Source organism: Streptomyces sp. NPDC041968, assembly GCF_055589025.1.
In genome coordinates, this window is the sequence record NZ_JBVJCB010000021.1 from 24,952 (window position 1) to 47,045 (window position 22,094).

7 protein-coding genes are annotated in these 22,094 nt (G+C 75.0%); all 7 read right to left on the bottom strand.

All coding sequences use genetic code 11. From position 1 onward, the window contains the following. Positions 1 to 185 precede the first annotated feature (185 nt). Positions 186 to 839, bottom strand: coding sequence for a response regulator transcription factor (locus tag ACZ6EG_RS33695; RefSeq protein WP_356612458.1), 654 nt, complete (start codon positions 837 to 839; stop codon positions 186 to 188). Then, entirely contained in the window at positions 829 to 2,127 is a 1,299-nt protein-coding gene (locus ACZ6EG_RS33700; protein WP_391972967.1) for a sensor histidine kinase, read from the bottom strand. The genes ACZ6EG_RS33695 and ACZ6EG_RS33700 overlap by 11 nt, the downstream gene beginning before the upstream one ends. 26 nt (positions 2,128 to 2,153) lie before the next feature. Further along, positions 2,154 to 2,939 carry an ABC transporter permease gene (locus ACZ6EG_RS33705; RefSeq protein ID WP_391972968.1) on the bottom strand — a complete coding sequence of 262 codons (786 nt, stop codon included), beginning with the start codon at positions 2,937 to 2,939 and terminating at the stop codon, positions 2,154 to 2,156. Beyond that, complete coding sequence (locus tag ACZ6EG_RS33710; protein ID WP_391972969.1) at positions 2,936 to 3,838, bottom strand: ABC transporter ATP-binding protein; 903 nt, start codon at positions 3,836 to 3,838, stop codon at positions 2,936 to 2,938. The genes ACZ6EG_RS33705 and ACZ6EG_RS33710 overlap by 4 nt, the downstream gene beginning before the upstream one ends. A gap of 153 nt (positions 3,839 to 3,991) precedes the next feature. Further along, positions 3,992 to 4,726, bottom strand: a complete 735-nt coding sequence (locus ACZ6EG_RS33715; protein WP_391972970.1) for a class I SAM-dependent methyltransferase — start codon at positions 4,724 to 4,726, stop codon at positions 3,992 to 3,994. Continuing rightward, positions 4,723 to 5,262 (bottom strand): sugar 3,4-ketoisomerase, encoded by a 540-nt coding sequence (locus ACZ6EG_RS33720; protein WP_366768824.1) that lies wholly within the window; start codon positions 5,260 to 5,262, stop codon positions 4,723 to 4,725. Before ACZ6EG_RS33720 ends, ACZ6EG_RS33715 begins: the two co-directional genes overlap by 4 nt. A 118-nt stretch (positions 5,263 to 5,380) precedes the next feature. Then, on the bottom strand, positions 5,381 to 22,081 hold the full coding sequence (locus ACZ6EG_RS33725; protein ID WP_469610394.1) for a type I polyketide synthase: 16,701 nt from the start codon (positions 22,079 to 22,081) through the stop codon (positions 5,381 to 5,383). Between the last annotated feature and the right edge of the window lie 13 nt (positions 22,082 to 22,094).

Here is a 22,094-nt window from a genome sequence, read left to right on the forward strand (position 1 = left end):
CCGGCCGGCTGCCAGGGCAGACGGTTACGCGCCCACCGTGGTCCGGCCGCTCTTCCTCGGCTGAAGCACTCCGACGCTAGCCAGGGGCCCGACGAGCGGCCAACCCCTAGCCTGCGCGGCGCCGCCCCTGACCAGGTGACTAGGGGGCGGCGGCGCGGTCCGGCCCAGGGGGGTGCGGGGCGTGGTCAGCCCAGGAGGCCGCGACGGTAGGCGACCGCCACCGCGGCGGCCCGGTCCCTCGCGTCCAGCTTGTCGTAGATGTGGGTCAGGTGCGTCTTGACGGTCGCCTCGCTGATGAACAGCTCACGGGCGATCTCCCTGTTGGACGTGCCGCGCGCCACGTGCTCCAGCACTTGCAGTTCCCGTGCGGAGAGCGTGTCGTCGACAGGCCGCCGGGCGGGGCCGCGCACCGCCGTGACGAGGCGTGAGGCGACCGCCGGGGACAGCACGGTGCGGCCCTCCGCCGCCGCCCGGATGGCCGCGAACAGCTCGTCGCGCAGCGCGTCCTTCAACAGGTATCCCGTCGCCCCGGCCTCGATCGCGGGAAGGGTGTCGGAGTCGGTGTCGTAGGTGGTGAGCACCAGCACGCGGGCCCGGGCGCCCCGCCGGGACAGCTCGGCGATGGCCTCCACGCCACTGCCGGCCGGCATGCGCAGGTCCATCAGGACGACGTCCGGGTCCATGCGCAGCGTCATCTCCACCGCCTCCGTGCCGCCGGACGCCTCTCCGAGCACGGTGAAGCCGTCCGCGGGCTCCAGCATGCCGCGCAGGCCGTCGCGCACCACCGGGTGGTCGTCGGCGATCAGCAGGGTGATCGTCCCGTTGTTCTCAGCGTCCATAGGGCACCGACGGTACGCGTGCGGACACGGCGGTGCCCAGGCCCGGCTCGGACTCCACGGTCAGCTCCCCCGCCAACCGCTCCGCGCGGGCCCGCATGCCCTTGAGACCGAACCCGGACGCGGTGTCGCGCTCGGGCAGGGCGGACGGGTCGAAGCCCCGGCCGTCGTCGCGCACGTCGAGCACGACCTCCTCGCCCATGTACGAGAGGGTCACGCCGACCCGGGTGGCCTCGGCGTGGCGTGCCGTGTTGGACAGGGCCTCCGCCGCGATGCGCAGCAGCGTCCCCTGTACTTCCTCGTGCAGCGGTTCGTCGGAGCCGGTGAGGGCGAACTCGGCCTGTACCCCAGTGCGTTCGGACCAGCGGACGACGGTCTTCTTCAGCGCCTCGGGCAGGTCGTCCTCGGCCAGTGCGACGGGCGCGAGGTTGGCGACGGCCCGGCGTGCCTCGCCGAGGCTGTGGCGGGCCAGGTGCAGGGCGCGTTCGGCGTGGACACGGGCCGGGCCCTGTTCCTGGGTGTCGGTGACGACCTGGAGCTGGGTGATGACGCCGGTCAGGTCCTGGGCGACGGTGTCGTGGATCTCCGCGGCGAGCCGGCGGCGCTCGTCGGCGATCCCTGCCTCCCTCGCCTGGAGCATCAGCTGGTCGTGCAGGGCGGCGTTCTCCACCAGGGCCCGCTCCAGCGCGATGTTGGCGTGCTCCAGCTCGCGGATGGTCTCCACCCGTTCGCGGGCGCGGTCCTCCTCCTTCTCCGTGTCCTGCTGGACGGTCAGGAAGATGCCCGTGTTGACGGCGACCAGCATGCCGTAGAACACCCAGCTCGCCGTGTCGTCGGGGGGCAGGCCCCCGATCTGCGCGCCGGCGATCGTCGCGGCGGTGGCCAGCAGGCCGAGGGGAACCCAGCGGCGGGGCACCAGGCGCTCGGTGTCGAAGCATCCGACCGCGGCGTAGAAGGCGCAGAACGGGTTGATCCAGGCCAGGCCGAACGCCAGGACGGAGCGCAGCGCGTAGTACAGGGCGCCGGCCGGGCCGGGGCCGGGGCGGCCGCGTGCCGCGCGGTCCCACCACAGTTGCAGGGCGAGCGCCGCGGCGGCGAGTATCCCGGCCGCCGTCCACTCGGTGCCGTCCATGCCGACCAGGGACGAGGTCGCCGCGGCGAGCACCAGGCCGACGCCGAGGAGGACGGGGGGGCTCAAGCGCAGGAGCAGCCGGGGCTGCGCGGGGGGCGCGGCCTGCGGCTCGGGGACGGGGAGGGTCGCGTCGGGTGCCACGCCCTCAGTGTCGGCCATGGCACCCGGCGCGCGTGACACCTTCGTCACTCCCAGCGGAACCAGCGCGTGGCGGACGCGGACAGCACCAGCGTCCACAGGGCCAGCACGCCGAGGTGGATCCAGTCCGGCCAGTCGCCGGCGGTGGCCTGGTTGAGGGCCTGGGCGGCGGCGCCGAAGGGCAGCGCCTCCACGATGGAGGCCATCAGGTCGGGCATCTGCTGGACGGGCATGTAGACGCCGGCCGCGAGCATCGCGGGGAAGAACACCGTCAGGCTGACCGCCTGGGCGATCTTCGCGGTGGGGGACAGCGCGGAGATCAGCGCGCCGAGCGCCATCAGGCACACCACCGCCAGCAGCAGGGTCAGCGCGTAGCCCAGGACCTCGCCCGGCAGGCCGACGTCGGAGACGACGCGCCCCACCGCGAGGGTGAGCACGGCGGAGATCAGCGAGGCGACGGCGTGCAGTCCCACCTGGGCACCGAGAACGGCGGTGGGGCGCACCGGGGTGGTGGACATCCGGCGCAGGATGCCGCGCTCGCGGTAGCCGGTGATCACCGGGGGCATGGCCATCAGACCGGCCATGATCATGGAGAGGAGCACGGCGACGGGCACGTAGGCCTCGACGGTGGTGAGACCGCCGAGTTCGTCCATGGGCTCCGTCATGGAGGGGATGAAGCCGAGGACCACCAGCAGCAGCGTGGGGAAGGCCATGACCCAGAAGACCGAGCCGGGCTCGCGGAAGAACAGGAGCAGTTCGGCGCGGAGCACGGCCCGCCCGGGGCGGGGTGTGACGGTGGTGGAGGGTACCGGGGGTGCGGTGGCGGCGCTCATGCGTCGGCTCCCGTCAGGTTGAGGAAGGCGTCGTCGAGGGTGGAGTCGGTGACACGCAGCTGGTGGGCGCTGACCCGGTTGCGGGCGAGCAGGGTGATCACCGCGTTCACGGTCTCGTCGGTTCCGGCGAGGGTGATCCGTCCTTCATGGTGGGAGACGGAGGCGAGGCCCGGCAGGGCCGCGAGGACGTCCTCGTCCAGCGGGCGGGAGGGGGTGAAGGAGATGACGGTGCCGCTCGCGGACTGCGCCACCAGGCCGGAGGGGGTGTCCAGTGCGGCGACCCGCCCCCGGTCGAAGATCGCGACCCGGTCGCACAGCCGCTGCGCCTCCTCCATGAAGTGCGTGACGAGGAGGATGGTGACGCCGCTCGCCCGGACCTCCTCGATCAGCGACCACACCTCGCGGCGCGCCGCCGGGTCCAGGCCGGTCGTCAGCTCGTCCAGGATGACGACCCGGGGGCTGCCGACCAGGGCGAGCGCGATGGCCAGCCGCTGCTTCTGGCCGCCGGACAGCTGCGCGAAACGGGTGTCGAGCTTCTCCTCCAGGCCGAGGCGCGCGGCCAGGGTGCGCCAGTCGGCGGGGCGGGGGTAGCAGCCGGCGTAGAGCTGGAGTGCCTCGGTGACGGTGAGCTTTCCCTGCAGCTCGCTCTCCTGCAGCTGCGCGCCCACGATGAGGGTCGTCTTCTCACGGTCGGCGACCGGGTCCAGCCCGCACACGCGGATCGTGCCGCTGTCCGGAACGCGCAGTCCGAGGATGGACTCGACGGTGGTGGTCTTGCCGGCGCCGTTGGGTCCGAGGACCCCGAAGATCTCACCCTCCTCCACCGCGAGGGAGACGCCGTCCACGACGGGACGTCCGCCGTAGCTCTTGCGCAGGTCGCTCACTTCGATGAGTGTCATGCCTCCACCGTGCCGGGCCGGGCCCGGTCGGCACATCGCCCATCACGCTCGTCAGGGGGATCAGCCGATCGGTTGATCCCCCTTACGCCCCCTACGGGACGACCCCTACGACCCTGACGTCGCCTCGGGGTTCCTCGGGGGCTTGGCCGCCGGTCAGGCCGCGGGGGCGGTCCCGACGAACAGGCCACGCGGTGCGAGCGGGCGTTTCACGTACTCGACCTCGCACCCCGCGCGGACGAAGGCGCTCTCGTACTCCTCACGGGTGAACAGCGTGGTGCGGTGCACGTCGGAGAAGTGGGTGACACCGTCCTCCGCGGACGCCACCAGGTAGTGCACCTCCATGTGGCTGACCCCGCCGTCGCGGACGGAGTGGGACACGCGGACGTAGGTACGCCCGCCCGACTCGACCGTGTCGGTGCCCACGTAGCCCTCCAGGAAGTCCTCCGGGAGCCAGAAGGGTTCGATGACGATGACGCCGCCCGGCACGAGGTGGCGGGCGAAGCTACGGAGGGTGGCGGTGAGTTCGTCGGGGTCGGCGCAGTACGCCACCCCGCTGAACAGGCTGACCACCGCGCCGAAGGTGCGGTCGAGGGTGAAGTCGCGCATGTCGCCCCGGTGGACGGGGGCCCCGGTGTTCTTCCGGGCCAGCTGCACCATGTCCTCGGACAGGTCGAGGCCCTCGACGTGGCCGAAGGAGGCGGCGAAGCGCGCGAGGTGGTCGCCCGAGCCGCAGCCGACGTCCAGTAGCGAGTCGGCCTCCGGCAGCCGTTCCCGTACCAGGGACGTCACCAGGTCGGCCTCGCCCGTGTAGTCCTTGCCCCTGCCCCGGTAGAAGGCCTCGTACATCTCGCCGCGTTCGTAGATGGTCTGGTGCCGGTCGGTCGTCACGCGTCTGCTCCCAGGGGTCGTTCGGTCGTCTGTGTGTCCAGGTGCCGGTCGCCCGGCCCGTCCGTCCCCACCAGGCCGGCGACGGCTCCGGCACGGGGAAGGCGTGCGGTCCGCACGAACTCGTCGTAGTCGTAGAGGTAGTCGTCCAGTTCGTACGGGGCCGAGGCGAGCACCAGGCAGAGCGCGTCGGGCGAGAAGCCGGCGAACTCGGTCCACACGCCGGGTTCCACGTGGAGCGCCTGGTCCGGACGGTCCAGGCGCACCGTGGCGCGCGAGAAGCCGTCGTCGACGACGACCTCGAAGGATCCGGCGGCGGCCACGATCAGCTCGTGCAGTTCCCGGTGCACGTGCAGCCCCCTGACCGCCTGCGGCGGTACTCCGTGCACGAAGAAGACCCGCTCCACGGGGAAGTCGACGTGCTGTCCCCGCTCGATCACGGTGAGGGAGCCTCGCGGGTCGGTGTTGTCCGGGAGCGTGACGAGACGGCAGCCGCGCACCGTCTTCAGGGGCGCCTCGGGGCTCTGGTCTGTGACCATGGGGGCCTTCCTCAGGTGTGGGATGTGAGCTGTCCGGGCACCCGGGCGGGCTGCTGGGCCCGGACGCCGGCCCAGGGGCGAGGCCGGCCGGAGTGCCGGTGGGGTGGCTCCGGCGCGGTCATCGGGGCAGCTCCCCGATCCACCGGTGGACGGCGCGGGCCGTGGTGCCGGCGTGCTCGGCCATCATCGTGAAGTGGTTGCCGGGTACGTCGACGATGTCGCGGGCCGCCTTCCACGAGCTGCGCCAGTCGCGGCCGTCGGCGGGCTCGCGCAGGGGCTCCGAGGCACGCAGCAGGAGCGTGGGAACGCGGGTGTCGGGGCGCGGGTTCTCCCAGAACAGGTTGCCGTACCAGGTCATCGCAGTAAGACGGCTGTCGTCCATGGGCACGAACTGCTCCGCCCGGTCGAAGACCCCTTCGGAGAGTTCGGCGCTCCAGTCGGCCATCAGGGGGTCGTCCAGCCGGTAGACGTCCGCCAGCACCAGCCCGGCCGGAGGTGCGCCGAGTTCGGCGAGGCGCACGGCGAGGCGGTGGGCGAGGATCGCGCCACCGGAGTGCCCGAAGAGTACGAACGGCGTGTCCTGGGCGTGGGCGAGGATGCCGTGGGCCTGCCAGTCGAGGGCGACGTCGGGGGTCGCGGGCAGCAACTCGCCGCGGCCGTAGCCGAGGACGGGTACCGCGGCCACGCGCCGTGCGCCGCGCAGGGGCGCGGCCAGTCGGACGAACTCCTGGGGACCGCCCCCGGCCGTCAGTCCGCTGACGCAGACCAGCAGCTCGGATGCCGGGCCGTCGGCCAGGGTGGTGAGCGGCGCCGGTCCGCCCGCCTCGGTCACGTCGTCGGCCATCGGCCGGAACTTCGCGGTCTCGCCGACCAGTTCGAGGAACTCCGTGATGCGCCCGGTGCTCACGGCCTCCCGGTAGAGGGAGTCCAGCAGGCCGACCGGGTTCCGGTCGGTGGGCGAGATGCCGAGCGTCACGGCGGGCACCGTGCTGCCCTGGGCCCCGCCGTCGGCGGCCGTGGCGGCGGCGAGGTGGCGGGCGAGGGCGGCGGGTGTGGGGTGGTCGAAGACGACGGTGGCCGGCAGCGACAGGCCCGTCGCCCGCTCCAGGGTGCCCCGGATCTCCAGCGCGGCGAGCGAGTCGACGCCGAGTTCCAGGAACTGCCGGTCGGGGGCGACGGATGCGGCGTCGGTGTGCCCGAGCACCGTGGCGGCCGTGCCGCGGACGAGGTCGAGCGCCGCCCCGGGCCGGTCCGGACCGGCGAGGCCGTGGACCGTGCCCGGTTCCGTTGCCGTGTCGCGCACGGCGGCGGACAGGGCCCGGACCTCGGGGAGTTCGTCGAGGAGCGGGCGGTGCCGGGCCAGGGTGTAGGCGCGGTGGAAGTGTCCCCAGTCCACGTCGGCGACGACGGCGCAGGGTGCCGGGCCTGCCACGGCCTCGCTCAGGGAGGACCAGACGGTGCCGGGGTCCAGGGGGCGCAGACCGTGTCGCCGCGCGGCCGCGTTCTCCTCTCCCGTCGTCCACGGCCCCCAGGAGACGGAGGTCGCGGGCAGACCGAGGGAGTGCCGGTGCGCGGCGAGGGCGTCCATCCGGGCTGACGCGGCGGCCCGTACGGCTGCTCCGGTGCCGCCCCAGACGCCGGTCACCGAGGAGACCAGGACGAAGGCCTCCAGTTCGGGGGCCAGTGCGCGGGTCACGTCGTGCAGCACCTGGGCGCCGTCGGCCGCGGCCGTCGCGCGCAGGTCGCCGGGGCTCAGCTCCGTCCAGGGGGTGTCCTGGCCCGCCCCGACCGCGTGGACCACGGCGGTGAGGGGACGGTCGGCGGGGATCGCCGCCAGCACCTCGGTGACGGCGGCCCGGTCGGTGACGTCCGCGGCGGCGAAGGTGACCGCGACGGGCAGGCTCTCGGCGAACGCGCGGGCGCCCGGCGCCTCGGCACCCCGGCGACCGAGCAGCACCAGGTGTGCGACTCCGTTCGCGGCGAGTGCCGTGGCGAGCGCCCGGCCCCGGCGGCCGGTTCCGCCGGTGACCAGCACGGTGCCCGAGGGCTGCCAGGGGGCGGTGGCGGCCGGCGGGGCGGTGACGATCCGGCGGGCCATGGGAGTGGCGCGCAGCGCGATCTGGTCCTCGCCCGCACCACCGGCGGCGAGCAGCGCGGCCAGCCGCGCCGCGGTCCGCGGGTCGGGGTGCGCGGGCAGGTCCACCAGGCCGCCCCAGCGGTGCGGGGCCTCCAGATCCAGGGTGCGGCCCAGTCCCCAGACGGCGGCGCGGGCGGGGTCGGCGGGCGGGTCGGCCGGTCCGGTGGCGACGGCGCCCGTGGTCAGGCACCACAGGGGCGCGTCCGCCGCGATGTCGCCGAGTGCCTGGGCGAGGGCGAGGAGGTCACCGGGTTCCGCCACCAGGCCGAGGACTCCGGTGACCGCCGGCCCGTCGTCGTAGGCGCGCCGCAGGGCCTCGGCACGGGCCTCCCGGTCGCCGCCGGCACCGGGGACCTCGGTCACGCGCATGCCCTGCTCGCGCAGCAGCGAGAGCAGCTCGGTGGCGCTCCGGTCCCCCGGGGTCACCGCGAGCCAGGTGCCGTGCGGCACCACCCGCTCCGGTTCAAGCAGGGGGCGCCAGGCCACCTGGTAGCGGCCGGTACGCGCGGGGGGCGGTGCCGCGGTGGGGTGCGGCTCGGGCCAGTAGCGGCGTCGCTGGAAGGCGTACGTCGGCAGGTCGGGGCGGGGCCCGGTGACGGGTCCGAGGAGCGCGTCCCAGCCGACGGGGACGCCGGCCGTGTGCAGCCGGGCGACGGCGGTGAGCAACGCGGCGGGTTCCTCCCCGCCGGAGCGCTGGAGCGCCACGCAGAGGGTGTCGGTGGTGTCGTCGAGGGAGCGGGCGCGCTCCAGGTTCCGCTCCAGCGGGACGGTGAGCGCGGCACCGGGTCCGATCTCGGCGAAGCGGGTCACGCCCTGGTCCAGCAGGGTGCCGACGGCGTCGGAGAAGCGAACGGTGGCGCGTATCTGGCGGACCCAGTACTCCGGAGCGGACATCGCGCCGTCGTCGGGGAGGCCCGTGACCGTCGAGACCAGCGGGATGCGGGCCGGGTGGTACTCCAGGGAAGCGGCCACGGCGGCGAAGTCGTCCAGCACGGGGTCCACGCGCGGGGAGTGGAAGGCGTGCGAGACGTCCAGGAAACGCAGGGTGCGGCCGGTCCGCCCGGCCTCCTCGGCCAGCTCCGCCAGGGCGTCGGCGTCGCCGGAGAGGACGACGTCGTCCCGGCTGTTGACGGCGGCGACCGCCGCCCGGGCCCCGTACCCGCTCAGCGCGGCGAGCGCCTCGGCCTCGGTCATCCGCACGGACATCATCGCGCCCCCCTCGGGCAGCGCCCCCATGAGCCGTCCCCTGGCGGCCACCAGGGTGCAGGCGTCGGCGAGCGAGAGGACGCCGGCGGCGTGCGCGGCGGCGACCTCGCCCACGGAGTGCCCGGCCAGCCGAGCGGGGGTCACGCTCCAGGACTCCAGCAGCCGGAAGAGCGCGACCTCGAAGGCGAAGAGGCCGAGCTGGGTCCAGACGGTGCGGCCCAGCGCGTCGGCGTCGTGCAGGACGACCTCGCGCAGCGGGCGGTCCAGATGCGGGTCGAGGTGGGCGCAGACCGCGTCGAAGGCGTCGGCGAACACCGGGTACGTCTCGTACAGTTCGCGGCCCATGCCGACGCGCTGCGCGCCCTGGCCGGAGAAGACGAAGGCGAGATCCCCGCGCCCGGCCTCGCCACGGACGGTCCCGGCCGCGGTGCCGGCCGCCCCGGCGAGCCCGGCGAGTCCGCGACGGAGCCCTTCGGCGTCCGGCGCCAGCACGACGGCGCGGTGTTCCAGGGCGGCCCTGGCGGTGGCCAGGTGATGGGCGGCGGCGCGCAGGTCGAGCGTGGCGCCGGTGCGGTCGACGTGCGAGCGCAGCCGGTCGGCCTGGGCCCGCAGTGCGGCCTCGGACCGGCCGGAGACCGGCCAGAGCAGGAGCGGGACGGCGGTGTCCGGTCCGCCGACCGGCGACGGTGCCGTCCCGGGCTCCGGCGGAGCCTCCTCGATGAGGACGTGGGCGTTGGTGCCGCTGATCCCGAACGAGGACACGCCGGCTCTGCGGGCACGGCCCGTCTGCGGCCAGGGCCGGTCGTCGGTGAGGAGTTCGACGGCGCCGGCCGACCAGTCGACCTCCGGGGTCGGCTCGTCCACGTGCAGTGTCCTGGGCAGCACGCCCCGGCGGATCGCCTCGACGGTCTTGATGACGCCCGCGATGCCCGAAGCGGCCTGGGTGTGACCGATGTTGGACTTCACCGACCCCAGGTAGAGGGGTACCTCGCGGTCCTGGCCGTAGGTGGCCAGCAGCGCCTGCGCCTCGATCGGGTCGCCGAGCTTCGTGCCGGTACCGTGCGCCTCCACCGCGTCCACCTCGGCGGCCTCCAGGCCGGCGGCGGCCAGCGCGGCGCGGATGACCCGCTGCTGCGCGGGGCCGTTCGGCGCCGTCAGACCGTTGGAGGCACCGTCCTGGTTGACCGCGCTGCCCCGCACCACGCCGAGCACCCGGTGCCCGTTGCGGCGCGCGTCCGAGAGCCGCTCCAGCAGCACCAGGCCCACGCCCTCGCCCCAGCCGGTGCCGTCCGCGGAGGCGGCGAATGAACGGCAGCGGCCGTCGGAGGCGAGGCCGCCCTGGCGGCCGAACTCGGCGAACACGACCGGCGAGTGCATCACGGTGACGCCGCCCGCGAGCGCCATGGAGCACTCGCCGTTGCGCAGCGACTGCGCCGCCAGGTGCAGGGCCACCAGGGACGACGAGCAGGCCGTGTCCACGGTGACCGCGGGGCCCTCCAGGCCGAAGGTGTAGGAGACGCGGCCGGACAGCACACTGCCCGAGGCGCCGGTCATGGCGTGGCTCTCGGAGCCCTCCGGCAGGACGCCGGCCATGGCGTAGCCGCCGGCGGAGGCGCCGACGAAGACGCCGGTGCGGGTGCCCCGAACGGCGGTCGGCGCGATGCCCCCGCGCTCCAGCAGTTCCCAGGCGCTCTCCAGGAGCAGCCGCTGGTGCGGGTCCATGGCGACGGCCTCGCGGGGTGAGATGCCGAACAGGTCGGCGTCGAACTCCGCGGCGTCGTGCAGGAATCCGCCCTCGGCGGTGAAGTCGCCCGCGTCGGGCAGGTCCCAGCCGCGGTCCACGGGGAACGGCGACATGGCGTCGGTCCCGGCCGCGACCACCTCCCAGAGGTTCTCCGGGGAGTCGGCGCCGCCCGGGTAGCGGCAGCTCATGGAGACGATGACGACCGGGTCGTCCGCCTCGGCCCGCTCGGCGGGGCGTGCGGGCGCCTGCGTGGGGGCCGGCTCCGCGGCGCCCAGCAGGGAGAGCAGTTCGGTGGCGGCCACGCGGGCGGTGGGGTGGTCGAAGACCAGGGTGGCCGGGAGCCGGAGACCGGTGGCCCCGGCCAGGCCGTCGCGGACCCGGAGCGCGGTGAGCGAGTCGATGCCGAGTTCGGTGAAGACGCGGTCGGGGTCGACGGCCCGGGGGCCGGGGTGGCCGAGCACGGTGGCGACCACGGTGCGCACCAGGTCGAGCAGGAGGCGGTGGCGGTCGGCGGCGCCGGCCGCCTCGAGCCTCGTACGCAGCGCGCGGCCCTCCGCGCTGTCGTCGGCCCCGGCCGTGGCCCCGGACGCGTCGGCCCGGCCGGTGGTCGCCTCCGGCAGGTCGCTCACCAGGGGGCTGGGACGGCGGGCGGTGAACGTGGGGACGAAGCGGTCCCAGTCGACGTCGGCGAACACGCCGGTGGCGCGGCCGGAGTCGACGGCGGAGGCCAGGGCGGCCAGGCACAGCTGTGGCGGCATGGGGGTGATGCCCCGCTCCCGCAGGTAGTCGCCGGCGTCCCGGTCGGCGACCATGCCGCTGCCGTCCCAGGCTCCCCACGCGACGGCGGTGGCCGCCCGACCGTGGGCCCTGCGGTGTTCGGCGAGCGCGTCGAGGTGGGCGTTGGCGGCGGCGTACGCGGCCTGCCCTCCCCCGCCCCAGACACCGGCGATCGAGGAGAACAGCACGAAGAGGTCGGCCCGGTCGCCCAGCAGGGCGTCCAGGTGGACCGCGCCGAGCACCTTGGCGCGGACGTCGTCGGCGATCTCGGCCGGTGAGGTGGTGGCCAGGGGCGCGGTGGTCGAGATGCCCGCGGTGTGGACGACGCCGGTGACCGGGTGGCGTTCCAGCAGGGCGGCGAGGGCCGCCCGGTCGCTGACGTCGCAGGCGGCGACGACCGCGGTGGCTCCGATCCCGGCCAGTTCGGCGACCAGTTCGCCGGTACCGGGGGCCTCCGGTCCCCTCCGGCTGACGAGGAGCAGCTCGGTGACGCCGCGTCGGGCGAGCCAGCGGGCGACCTCGCGGCCGAGCGCCCCGGTCCCGCCGGTGACCAGGACCGGGCCGCCGGGGGTCCACGGGGCCGTGACGGGTTCCGGCGCGGCACGCCGTACCCGGCGGGAGAACACCCCGGAGGGTCGTACCGCCAGCTGATCCTCGTCCTCGGCGGCACCCGCCAGGAGTGTGCCGAGCCGGGCGGCGGAGCGGGCGTCCGCGGTCTCGCACAGGTCGATGAGTCCGCCCCAGCGCTCGGGGTGCTCCAGCGCGGCCACCCGGCCCAGGCCCCACAGCATGGCCCGGTCGCGGTCGGCCGCCGTGTCGAAGCGGCCCACGGCGACCGCGCCGCGGGTGAGGCACCACAGGGGTGCGCCGATCCCGGTGTCGCCCAGCGCCTGAAGCAGGGTGACGGTGTCGCCGGTTCCGGGGGCGAGGACCTCGTCCCCGGGGAGCGGCCGGTCGGCGAGCGCCAGCAGGGAGACGACCCCCGTGAAGTCGCCCGGTGCGAACAACTGGCTCAGTGTCCGCGCCAGTTCGCTCCGTTCGGTGTCGGCGGGGACGCGGACCTCGGTGACCTCGGCGTGGGCCAGGGCGGTGCGTACGGTCTCCGTCTCCGCCTCGGCGCCGGCCGGCGGGAGGGCGAGCAGCCATCGTCCTGTCGGCGTGGTGGTCGGCAGGCCGACCAGAGGGCGCCAGGTCACCTCGTAGCGCCGGGAGTCCACGGACGCCTCCTGGCGGCGGGCCCGCCGCCAGGAGGCGAGGGCGGGCAGCACCTGGTCGAGGCCCGGTGCGTCGAGGCCAAGGGTCCTGGCGACAGCGGTGGTGTCGCCGCGTTCGACGTCGTTCCAGAACGCCTGCTCCGCCTGGTCCGTTCCTCCGGGAGGCGAGCCGGCCGGCCCGCCGGCGGAGTGCTCGACGGGGTCGGGCCAGTAGCGGTCGCGGTCGAAGGCGTAGGTGGGCAGATCGACCGGCCGTCCCTCGGGGAGGAGGCGCTGCCAGTCGATCCCGACTCCGCGTACGTGGGCCTCGGCGAGCGCGGTGAGCCAGCGTTCGCGGCCGCCCTCGCCGCGTCGCAGGGTGCTCAGGACGGCGCCGGGGAGGTCCGTGTCGTCCAGGGTCTCCCGCAGGCCCACGGTGAGCACGGGGTGGGGGCTGACCTCGATCAGCAGCCGGTTCCCGTCGTCCAGCAGGGCGCGGGTGGCGTCCTCGAAGCGGACGGTGGCGCGCAGGTTGTCGTACCAGTACTCGGCGCCCAGCGTGGACGTGTCGATCCGTCCGCCGGTGAGTGCCGAGTAGAAGGGCACGGAGGAGGGCGCCGGGTCCACGTCGCGGAGGTCGGCCAGGAGACGGGTCCTCAGCCGCTCGACGTGCGCGGAGTGCGACGCGTAGTCCACCGGCAGGCGGCGGGCGCGGATCCCGGCGGCGGCGCAGTGGGCGACCAGTGCCTCCAGCCCCGCCACGTTCCCCGAGACGACCGTCGAACCGGGGCCGTTGACCGCCGCGACCGAGAGTCCCTCCCAGCGGTCGGTCAACTCCTGTGCCACCTCGCGCGAGACGGCCAGCGACACCATCCCGCCGAACCCGGCCAGCTCGTCGGCGATGGCACGCGCCCGCAGCGCCACCACCCGCGCCCCGTCGTCCACCGACAGCGCTCCCGCCACCACCGCGGCCGCGATCTCTCCTTGCGAATGCCCCACCACCGCGGACGGGGCGACACCCGCCGAAGCCCACAGCTCGGCCAGCGACACCATCACCGCCCACAGCACCGGTTGCACGACCTCGACCCGCTCCAGGGCGGCCCCCTCGCCCCTGACCACTTCCAGCAGGCAGAAGTCGGTGAAGGGCTCCAGCGCCCGCCGGCACTGCTCCATCCGCGCGGCGAACACCGGCTCCGCGTCGAGCAGTCCGGCCGCCATGCCCGCCCACTGGGATCCCTGTCCCGGGAACACGAACACCGTGCCGCCCCGGACCGCGCCGCCGCGCACCACTCCGGCCGTCTCCTCGGCGGCCACCAGTGCCCGCAGCTGGGTCGCGTGGTCGGGGCCCAGCAGCACGGCACGCTGATCCAGCACCGCGCGCCCGGTGGCCAACGACCAGGCCACGTCCGCGGGATCGGTTTCACCGGCGGTCAGCATCCGCTCCGCCTGCGCGCGCAGCGCTTCCCCGCTCCGCGCCGACAGCAGCCACGGCACCACCGCGCCGGCGGCCGACGGATTCTCCTCGGCCACGGCGCCGGTCGCGTCGTGGGCCTGTGGCGCGCTCTCCAGGATCACGTGCGCGTTGGTGCCGCTCATCCCGAACGAGGACACACCCGCCCGGCGCGGCCGGTCCGTCTCCGGCCACCGCCGCGCCTCGGTCAGCAGTTCCACGGCCCCCGCCGACCAGTCCACCTGTGCGGAGGGCTCCCGCGCGTGCAGAGTGGCGGGCAGCATGCCGTGCCGCAGCGCCTCCACCATCTTGATGACGCCCGCGACACCGGCGGCCGCCTGCGTGTGCCCGATGTTCGACTTCACCGACCCCAGGTACAGGGGCTCTTCGCGCCCCTGCCCGTACGTCGCCAGCAGCGCCTGCGCCTCGATCGGATCGCCCAGCTTCGTGCCCGTACCGTGCGCCTCCACGGCGTCCACCTCGGCGGCGGTCAGCCGTGCGTCGGCCAGCGCCGCCCGGATCACCCGTTCCTGCGACGGGCCGTTCGGCGCGGTCAGACCGTTGGAGGCGCCGTCCTGGTTGACCGCGCTGCCCCGCACCACCGCCAGCACGCGGTGTCCGTTGCGTTCCGCGTCCGAGAGCCGCTCCAGCAGGAGCAGACCGACGCCTTCTCCCCAGCCGGTGCCGTCGGCGTCGGCGGAGAAGGCCTTGCAGCGGCCGTCGGGGGAGAGCGCGCCCTGGGTGCTGAACTCGATGAAGGTGCCGGGCAGCGGCATCGCGGTGACGCCGCCGGCCAGGGCCATCGAGCACTCCCCCGCCCGCAGGGACCGGGCGGCGAGGTGGAGCGCGACCAGGGACGAGGAGCAGGCGGTGTCCACGCTGAGGGCGGGTCCGCGCAGACCGAAGGTGTACGAGATCCGGCCGGAGAGGACGCTGGCGGAGTTGCCGGTGCCCAGGTGGCCCTCGGTGGCGGCCGCGGAGCCGAGCAGCAGCGCCAGGTAGTCCTGGCCGTTGGTGCCCGCGAACACTCCGGTGTCGCTCCGGCGCACGGAGGTGGGGTCGATGCCCGCGCGTTCGAACGCCTCCCAGGCGCTCTCCAGCAGCATCCGCTGCTGCGGGTCCATGGCGAGCGCCTCGTGCGGGGAGATGCCGAACAGGCCCGCGTCGAAGGCGGCGATGTCGTCGAGGAAGCCGCCCGAGCGGGTGTGCGAGGGGCCGTCGTGGCCGAGCAGGGTGTCGAGGTCCCAGCCCCGGTCGGCGGGGAAGTCACCCATCGCGTCGACGCCGTCCCGCACCAGGCGCCACAGCGCCTCGGGCGAGTCGACTCCGCCGGGGAAGCGGCAGGACATGCCGATGATGGCGATGGGTTCGTCGGCGGCCGCCCGGCCCTCGTCCCCGGCCCGGGGGGTGTCGGAGGCGGCCGCTCCGCCGGACAGCGAGGTGAGCAGGTGTTCGGCGAGGGCTCCGGGGGTCGGGAAGTCGAAGACGAGGCCGGCGTGCAGGGTGAGTCCGGTCCGGGCCGCCAGGAGGTTGCGCAGCTCCAGGGCGGTGAGGGAGTCGAAGCCCATGTCGTGGAAGGCGCGTTCGCGGTCGACGTCGGCCGGCGAACCGTGACCGAGGACGCCCGCGACGGCCTCCAGGACGAGGTGTTCCACGTGGCGGGCCTGCTCGGCGGCGTCCGCGCCCGGCGCGGTGGGGGTGACCGGGACGGTGGCCTGGACTCCGCGGACGACCGGGACGGCCTCGGGGAGTTCGGCGAACAGCCTGCTCCGCCGTACCGCGGTGAAGCCCGGCACGAAGCGTTCCCAGTCGATGTCGGCGACGACCAGCGCGCCGTCCCTCTCGGTGAGGGCGGTGGCCAGGGCCTCCAGGGCCCGGCTCTCCTCCATGCCGGGCAGTCCGCCGCGCGCCAGGCGGGCGGCGGCGGCCGGGTCGGCGGCCATGCCGGCCCCGGCCCAGGCGCCCCAGGCGAGGGCGGTGCCGGGCAGACCCCGGGCGCGGCGGCGTTCCACCAGGGCGTCGAGGTGCGCGTTGGCGGCCGCGTAGGGGCCCTGTCCGGCGCTGCCGATGACGCCCGCGACCGAGGAGAAGACGACGAAGTCGGTCAGTTCGCCGGTGAGCTCGTCCAGTGCGTCGGCGGAGTGGGCCTTGGCGTCGAGTACGGCGGCGAGCCGCTCCGGGGTCAGCGCGTCGAGCACACCGTCGTCGACGATCCCCGCGGCGTGGACGACCGCGGTCACGGGGTGGCGCTCCAGCAACTCGGCCACCGCGCCGCGGTCACTCAGGTCGCAGGGGACGACGACGGCGTCGCAGCCACGCTCCGCGAGGTCCGCGACGAGGTCGGACGCGCCGGGTGCGGCGGGGCCGCGCCGGCTCGCCACGACCACGCGGGTGGCGCCGCGCTCGGCCAGCAGCCGGGCGACCTTGGCGCCGAGCGCACCGGTGCCCCCGGTGAGCAGGACCGGACCGTCGGCGTGCCACTCGGCGGGCCGCGGCTGCCCGGGCGCGCCGGTGGGGGCGCGCCGCAGACGGCGGGCGTGCAGGCCCGTCGGCCGGACGGCCGCCTGGTCCTCGCCCGACTCTCCGGCCAGCAGCTGGACCAGCCGGTCGGCCGCTCGCCGGTCGAGGTGGGCCGGTACGTCGACCAGGCCGCCCCAGCGGTCGGGGTGTTCGAGTGCGGCGACGCGGCCGAGGCCCCACAGCTGGGCGGCTGACGGGTCGCACACGTCACCGGGTGCGACCGCGACCGCGCCGGAGGTGAGGCACCACAGTGGTGCGGCGAGTCCGGCGTCGCCCTGGGCCTGGACGAGCCGCAGCAGGTCGGCGGCGGTGTCCACGCGGGCGAGCAGCCCGGCGACGGGACGGCCGCGCTCGGCGGCGGCCGAGGCCACACGGGCCAGCGCCTCCGCGCACTCCGCACGGTCGGTGCCGGGTTCCGTCAGCTCGACGAGGTCGGCACCCGCGCCACGCAGGCCGTCGACGAGCCCGCCGGGCACCTCGCCCCCAGTGACCAGGAGCCAGGTGCCGGTCAGCCGTGCCTGGCGGTCGGTGACCGGGCTCCAGCCGACGCGGTAGCGCCAGGCGTCGGTGGTGGCCTTGTGGCGGCTCTGCTCCCGCCAGGCGGCGAGCGCGGGCAGGACGGCGCCGAGGCCGTCGCGCTGCTCGTCGTCCAGGCAGAGCGCACCGGCGACGGCATCGGCGTCGGTCGAGTCCACGGCCGCCCAGAAGTCGCGCTCGGCCGGGTTCTCCCCGGCGACGGGGCGGGGGGCGGCCACCGGTTCGGGCCAGTACCGCTGACGGGCGAAGGGGTAGGTGGGCAGCGCGATGCGGGCGCCCTCGAAGGGGGCGAGGTAGCTGGACCAGTCCACGGGGACGCCCCGGGTGTACAGGCGGGCGACGGCGCGGACGAGGGTGGCGGCCTCGGGACGGTCCGGGCGCAGCGCGGGAACGGGGACCAGGGTGTCGTCCTGCTCCTGCACCAGGGCGGAGAGCACCCCGGCGGGGCCCAGCTCCAGCGCCGTCCGCACCCCGGTGAGCCGGCCGAGCGCGTCGGCGAAGCGGACCGGCTCGCGCACCTGGCCCACCCAGTACTCGGGGGTGGCCAGGTCACCGGGGGCGGTGGTGAGGACCGGGATCTGCGGGGCCTGGTAGGTCAACGACCGCGCCACGGCCGCGAAGTCGGCCAGCATCGGCTCCATCAGGCGGGAGTGGAACGCGTGCGAGACCGCGAGGCGCTTGACGCGGATCTCCCGCGCCCGGAGTCGCTCCTCCAGTTCCGCGATCGCTGCCACCTCACCGGACACCGTCACCGACGTCGGCCCGTTGACCGCCGCCAAGTCCACCCCGTCCGGCAACGGCAACTCGGACTCCGCCACCTCCACGGCCAGCATCGCCCCACCGCCCGGCAACGCGTCCATCAACCGCCCCCGCGCCGACACCAACACGCAGGCATCGTCCAGCGACAACACCCCGGCCACCTGCGCGGCGGCCAACTCGCCGATCGAGTGCCCCACCAGCACATCCGGGGTCACACCCCACGACTCCAGCAACCGGAACAACGCCACTTCCAGCGCGAACAGCCCCGCCTGCGCGTAGACCGTCCGCTCCAGCAGCCCCGCGTCCTCGCCGAACACCACCTCACGCAACGGACGTTCGAGATCCACCCGCGCACACACCGCGTCGAAGGCATCCGCGAACACCGGGAACGCCTCGTACAGCTCCCGGCCCATCCCCAACCGCTGCGAACCCTGACCCGAGAACAGCAGCGCCAGGCCGCCGTGCACGACCTTGTCCCTCACCGCGTCCTGGGTGTGCTCGCCCGTGGCGAGGGCCGTCAGGGCGGACGTGTGGGAGCCGAGGACCACGGCGCGGTGCGCCAGTTCGGCCCGCGTGGTGGCCAGGGAGTGCGCCACGTCGGCGGTGTCCGCGTCCAGCCCGGCGAGCAGGGCGGCTTGCCGGGCGAGTGCGTCCGGCGTGGCGCCGGACAGCGCGACGGGCAACGGGAGGTCGGGACGTTCGCCGCGCCCGTCGACGGGTCCCCGGCGCGTTTCCGGCGCCTCTTCCAGGATGGTGTGGGCGTTGGTGCCGCTGATCCCGAACGAGGAGACCCCGGCCCGGCGCGGACGGCCCGCCTCCGGCCAGGTGCGGTTCTCGGTGAGCAGTTCCACCGTGCCGGACGACCAGTCCACCTCCGGGGTCGGCTCGTCCACGTGCAGCGTCGCCGGCAGGACCCCGTGCCGCAACGCCATGACGGCCTTGATCACGCCCACGACGCCGGCGGCGGCCTGGGTGTGCCCGATGTTGGACTTCACGGACCCCAGGTAGAGGGGTTCCGAGCGGTCCCTGCCGTACGTCGCCAGCAGTGCCTCCGCCTCGATCGGATCACCGAGCCGTGTACCCGTACCGTGCGCCTCCACCAGATCGACGTCGGTCGCCTCCAGTCCGGCGGAGGCCAGCGCCGCGCGGATCACCCGCTGCTGCGCGGGCCCGTTCGGCGCCGTCAGGCCGTTCGAGGCGCCGTCGGAGTTGACGGCGCTGCCCCGGACCACGGCCAGCACCTCGTGTCCGCGCCGGCGGGCGTCCGAGAGCCGCTCGACCAGCAGTACGCCGACGCCCTCTCCCCATCCGGCGCCGTCCGCGGAGGCGGCGAAGGCCTTGCAGCGGCCGTCGGCGGCCTGGCCGCGCTGCTTGCTGAACTCGGCGAAGACGGACGGCAGGGAGATCACGTTGACTCCGCCGACCAGGGCGAGGTCGCTCTCCTGGTGCCGCAGCGACTGGCAGGCCAGGTGCAGAGCGACCAGGGACGACGAGCAGGCGGTGTCCACGGTGACCGCCGGGCCCTCCAGCCCGAAGGCGTAGGCGACCCGTCCGGACAGGACGCTGGGGGAACCGCCGGTGACCAGGTAGCCTTCGCCGGCCACGGGGTCGCCCGCCAGCACGGCCAGGTAGTCCTGGCCGCCGGTGCCGGCGTACACCGCCGTGCGTGAACCGGCCAGCGACCGGGGGTGGATGCCCGCGTGCTCCAGCGCCTCCCAGGAGGCTTCGAGGAGCAGTCGCTGCTGCGGGTCCATGGCCAGCGCCTCGCGCGGCGAGATGCCGAACAGCTCGGCGTCGAAGTCGGTCGCGTCGGGGAGGAAACCGCCCGTCCGCGGGTAGTCGCCGCCGAGCGCGTCGAGGTCCCAGCCGCGATCGGCCGGGAAGGGCCCCATCGCGTCGGTGCCGGACTCGACCAGCCTCCACAGGTCTTCCGGGGAGCGGACGCCGCCGGGGAAGCGGCAGGCCATGCCGACGATGACGATCGGGTCGTCCACGACGGGGGTGCCGTCGCGCCCGGACACCGCCGCGGCGGCGGCCTCGGCGACACCGTCCTCGCTCCCGCCGGTGATCTCGGTGGCCAGGAAGCGGGCGAGGGCCAGCGGGCTGGGGTGGTCGAAGACGACCGTCGCGGAGATGCGCAGTCCGGTGGTGAAGGTGAGGCGGTTGCGCAGCTCGACGGCGCCCGCCGAGGTGAGGCCGAGTTCACCGAGCGCCCGGCCCGGCTCCACCTCCGACCCCGACTCGTAGCCGAGTACCAGCGCCACCTGGTCCCGGACCAGGTCGAGCAGGAACCGGTTGCGCTCCGCCTCCGAGGCCCCCGCCAGCCGCTGGGCCGGCGAGAGGCTCTCCTGGTCGGTGGCGCTGCCCCGGGCAGGGTCCTGCTGTGCGGTCTGCCGGAGCTTGCGCACGTCCGGGAGTTCGTCGAGCAGGCGGCTGGGGTGTGTGGCGGTGAAGAACCAGGAGAAGACCTCCCAGCGGATGTCGGCGAGGGCGAGCGTGGTCTCGTCGCCCTCCAGCGCGGTACGCAGCGCCGCCAGGGCGTGCTCGGGCTCCATCCGGTGGATGCCGTGGCGCTCCAGGACGTCGCCGAAGTCGCCCTCCGCCATACCGGCGCCCGCCCACGAGCCCCAGGCGACCGAGGTCGCGACCAGGCCCTGGGAACGCCGGTACTGCGCGAAGGCGTCCAGGAAGGCGTTGCCGGGGGCGTAGTTGCCCTCGCCGGCCGAACCGAAGACGCCGGCGAGCGACGAGAAGAGGACGAAGGCCGACAGATCCAGGTGCGCGGTGGCCCGGTGCAGGGTGAGGGCGCCGGCGACCTTGGCCCGCAGCACCGTCTCGACGCGGTCCGGGGTGAGCGAGTCCAGGATGCTCGAGTCGACGATCCCGGCGGCGTGGAAGACGGCGGTCAGCGGTTGGGCGGCGGGCAGGTCCGCGAGGACGGCGGCCAGCGCGTCGTGGTCGGCCGCGTCCACCGCGGCCACGGTGACGTCGGTGCCCGACTCCCGCAGCTCGGCGACGAGTTCCGTCGCGCCGGGGGCCTCGGGACCGCGCCGGCTGAGCAGCAGCAGGTGCTCCGCGCCGGAGGCCGCGAGCCACCGGGCGACGTGTGCGCCGATGCCACCGGTGCCGCCGGTGACGAGCACGGTGCCGGACGGCTGCCACACCTGGCGGGGCGGGGCGGGCTCGGCGCGGCGCAGACGGGGTACGAAGATCCCGGTGGCGCGTATCGCCGCCTGGTCCTCGTCGGTGCCGGCGAGGACGGTGGCGAGCCGGGCGAGGGCGCGCGGTTCGGGTTCGGCGGGCAGGTCGACGAGGCCGCCCCACTGGGTGTACTCGTGGGCGGCGACCCGGCCGAGCCCCCATACCAGAGCGTGGTCCGGGTGAGTGACCGTGTCCCCCGGCGCGGCGGCGACGGCGCCGGAGGTGGCGCACCACAGGCGGAGCGGTTCACCCGTGTCGTGCACGGCGTGCAGCAGGGTGAGGGCGGCGGCGAAGGCGGCCGGGGTGGCGGGGTGTTCGGGGACGGGGCCCTCGGTGAGGAAGAGCAGCGACAGCACGCCGCTCGCGCCACGCAGCCGCTCGGCGAGGGCGCCGCGCTCGTCGTGGGGGGAGACGGGCAGGGGTTCGGGGGCGGCGCCGGCCTCCGCCAGGGCCGCGGAGACGGCGGTGACCAGCGGGTGTGCGGGGTGGTCCGGCGGTACGGCCACGACCCAGCGGCCGTCGAGCCGCCCGGCGGGGAGCGCGGCGGGTGTCCAGGCGGTCCGGTAGCGCCAGCTTTCGGTCCGGCTGCGTTCGCGGTCTCGCCGGTGCCATGCGGAGAGAGCGGTCAGCGCCTCTTCGAGCGGGGTCCGGCCACTCACGTCGAGCATGCGCTGGAGGGCGGGCAGGTCCTCCTGCTCGACGGCGGACCAGAACCAGTCCTGCGGGCGGTCCGCGGCGGGCGCTTCGAGTTCGACGGTGTCCAGCCAGTAGCGGCGACGCTGGAAGGCGTAGGTGGGCAGTTCGACGCGGGTGCCGCCGTGGCCGGCGTACACCGCGGCCCAGTCGACGCGTACGCCGTGCACGTGGGCCTCGGAGACCGCGGTGAGCCAGCGCCGGACCCCGCCCTCGCCTCGGCGCAGGGTGCACAGTACGGAGGCGCGCAGCCCGAGGGCCTCGACGCTCTCGCCGATGCCCAGGCTGAGGCCGGGGTGCGGGCTGATCTCCAGGAACAGGGTGCGTCCTTCGGTCAGCAGGGCACGCGTGACCTCCTCGAACCGCACGGTGCTGCGCAGATTGCCGTACCAGTACTCCGCATCCAGCCCAGCCGTGTCCACCCGCACACCGGTCACCGTCGAATAGAACGGCACCGCGGAGGACACCGGAGCGACCGGGCCCAGATCCTCCAGCAGCCGCTCACGGATCCCCTCCACCTGCGCACAGTGCGACGCGTAGTCCACCGGAACCCGCCGCGCCCTGATCCCCTCCACCTCGCAGTGCGCCAGCAACCCCTCCACCGCACCCGCCTCA

Bases quoted from the DNA above. Each gene is read 5' to 3' on its own strand.
- ACZ6EG_RS33720 (WP_366768824.1), bottom strand. From the start codon at position 5,262: ATGGTCACAGACCAGAGCCCCGAGGCGCCCCTGAAGACGGTGCGCGGC.
- ACZ6EG_RS33705 (WP_391972968.1), bottom strand. From the start codon at position 2,939: ATGAGCGCCGCCACCGCACCCCCGGTACCCTCCACCACCGTCACACCC.
- ACZ6EG_RS33700 (WP_391972967.1), bottom strand. From the start codon at position 2,127: ATGGCCGACACTGAGGGCGTGGCACCCGACGCGACCCTCCCCGTCCCC.
- ACZ6EG_RS33695 (WP_356612458.1), bottom strand. From the start codon at position 839: ATGGACGCTGAGAACAACGGGACGATCACCCTGCTGATCGCCGACGAC.
- ACZ6EG_RS33710 (WP_391972969.1), bottom strand. From the start codon at position 3,838: ATGACACTCATCGAAGTGAGCGACCTGCGCAAGAGCTACGGCGGACGT.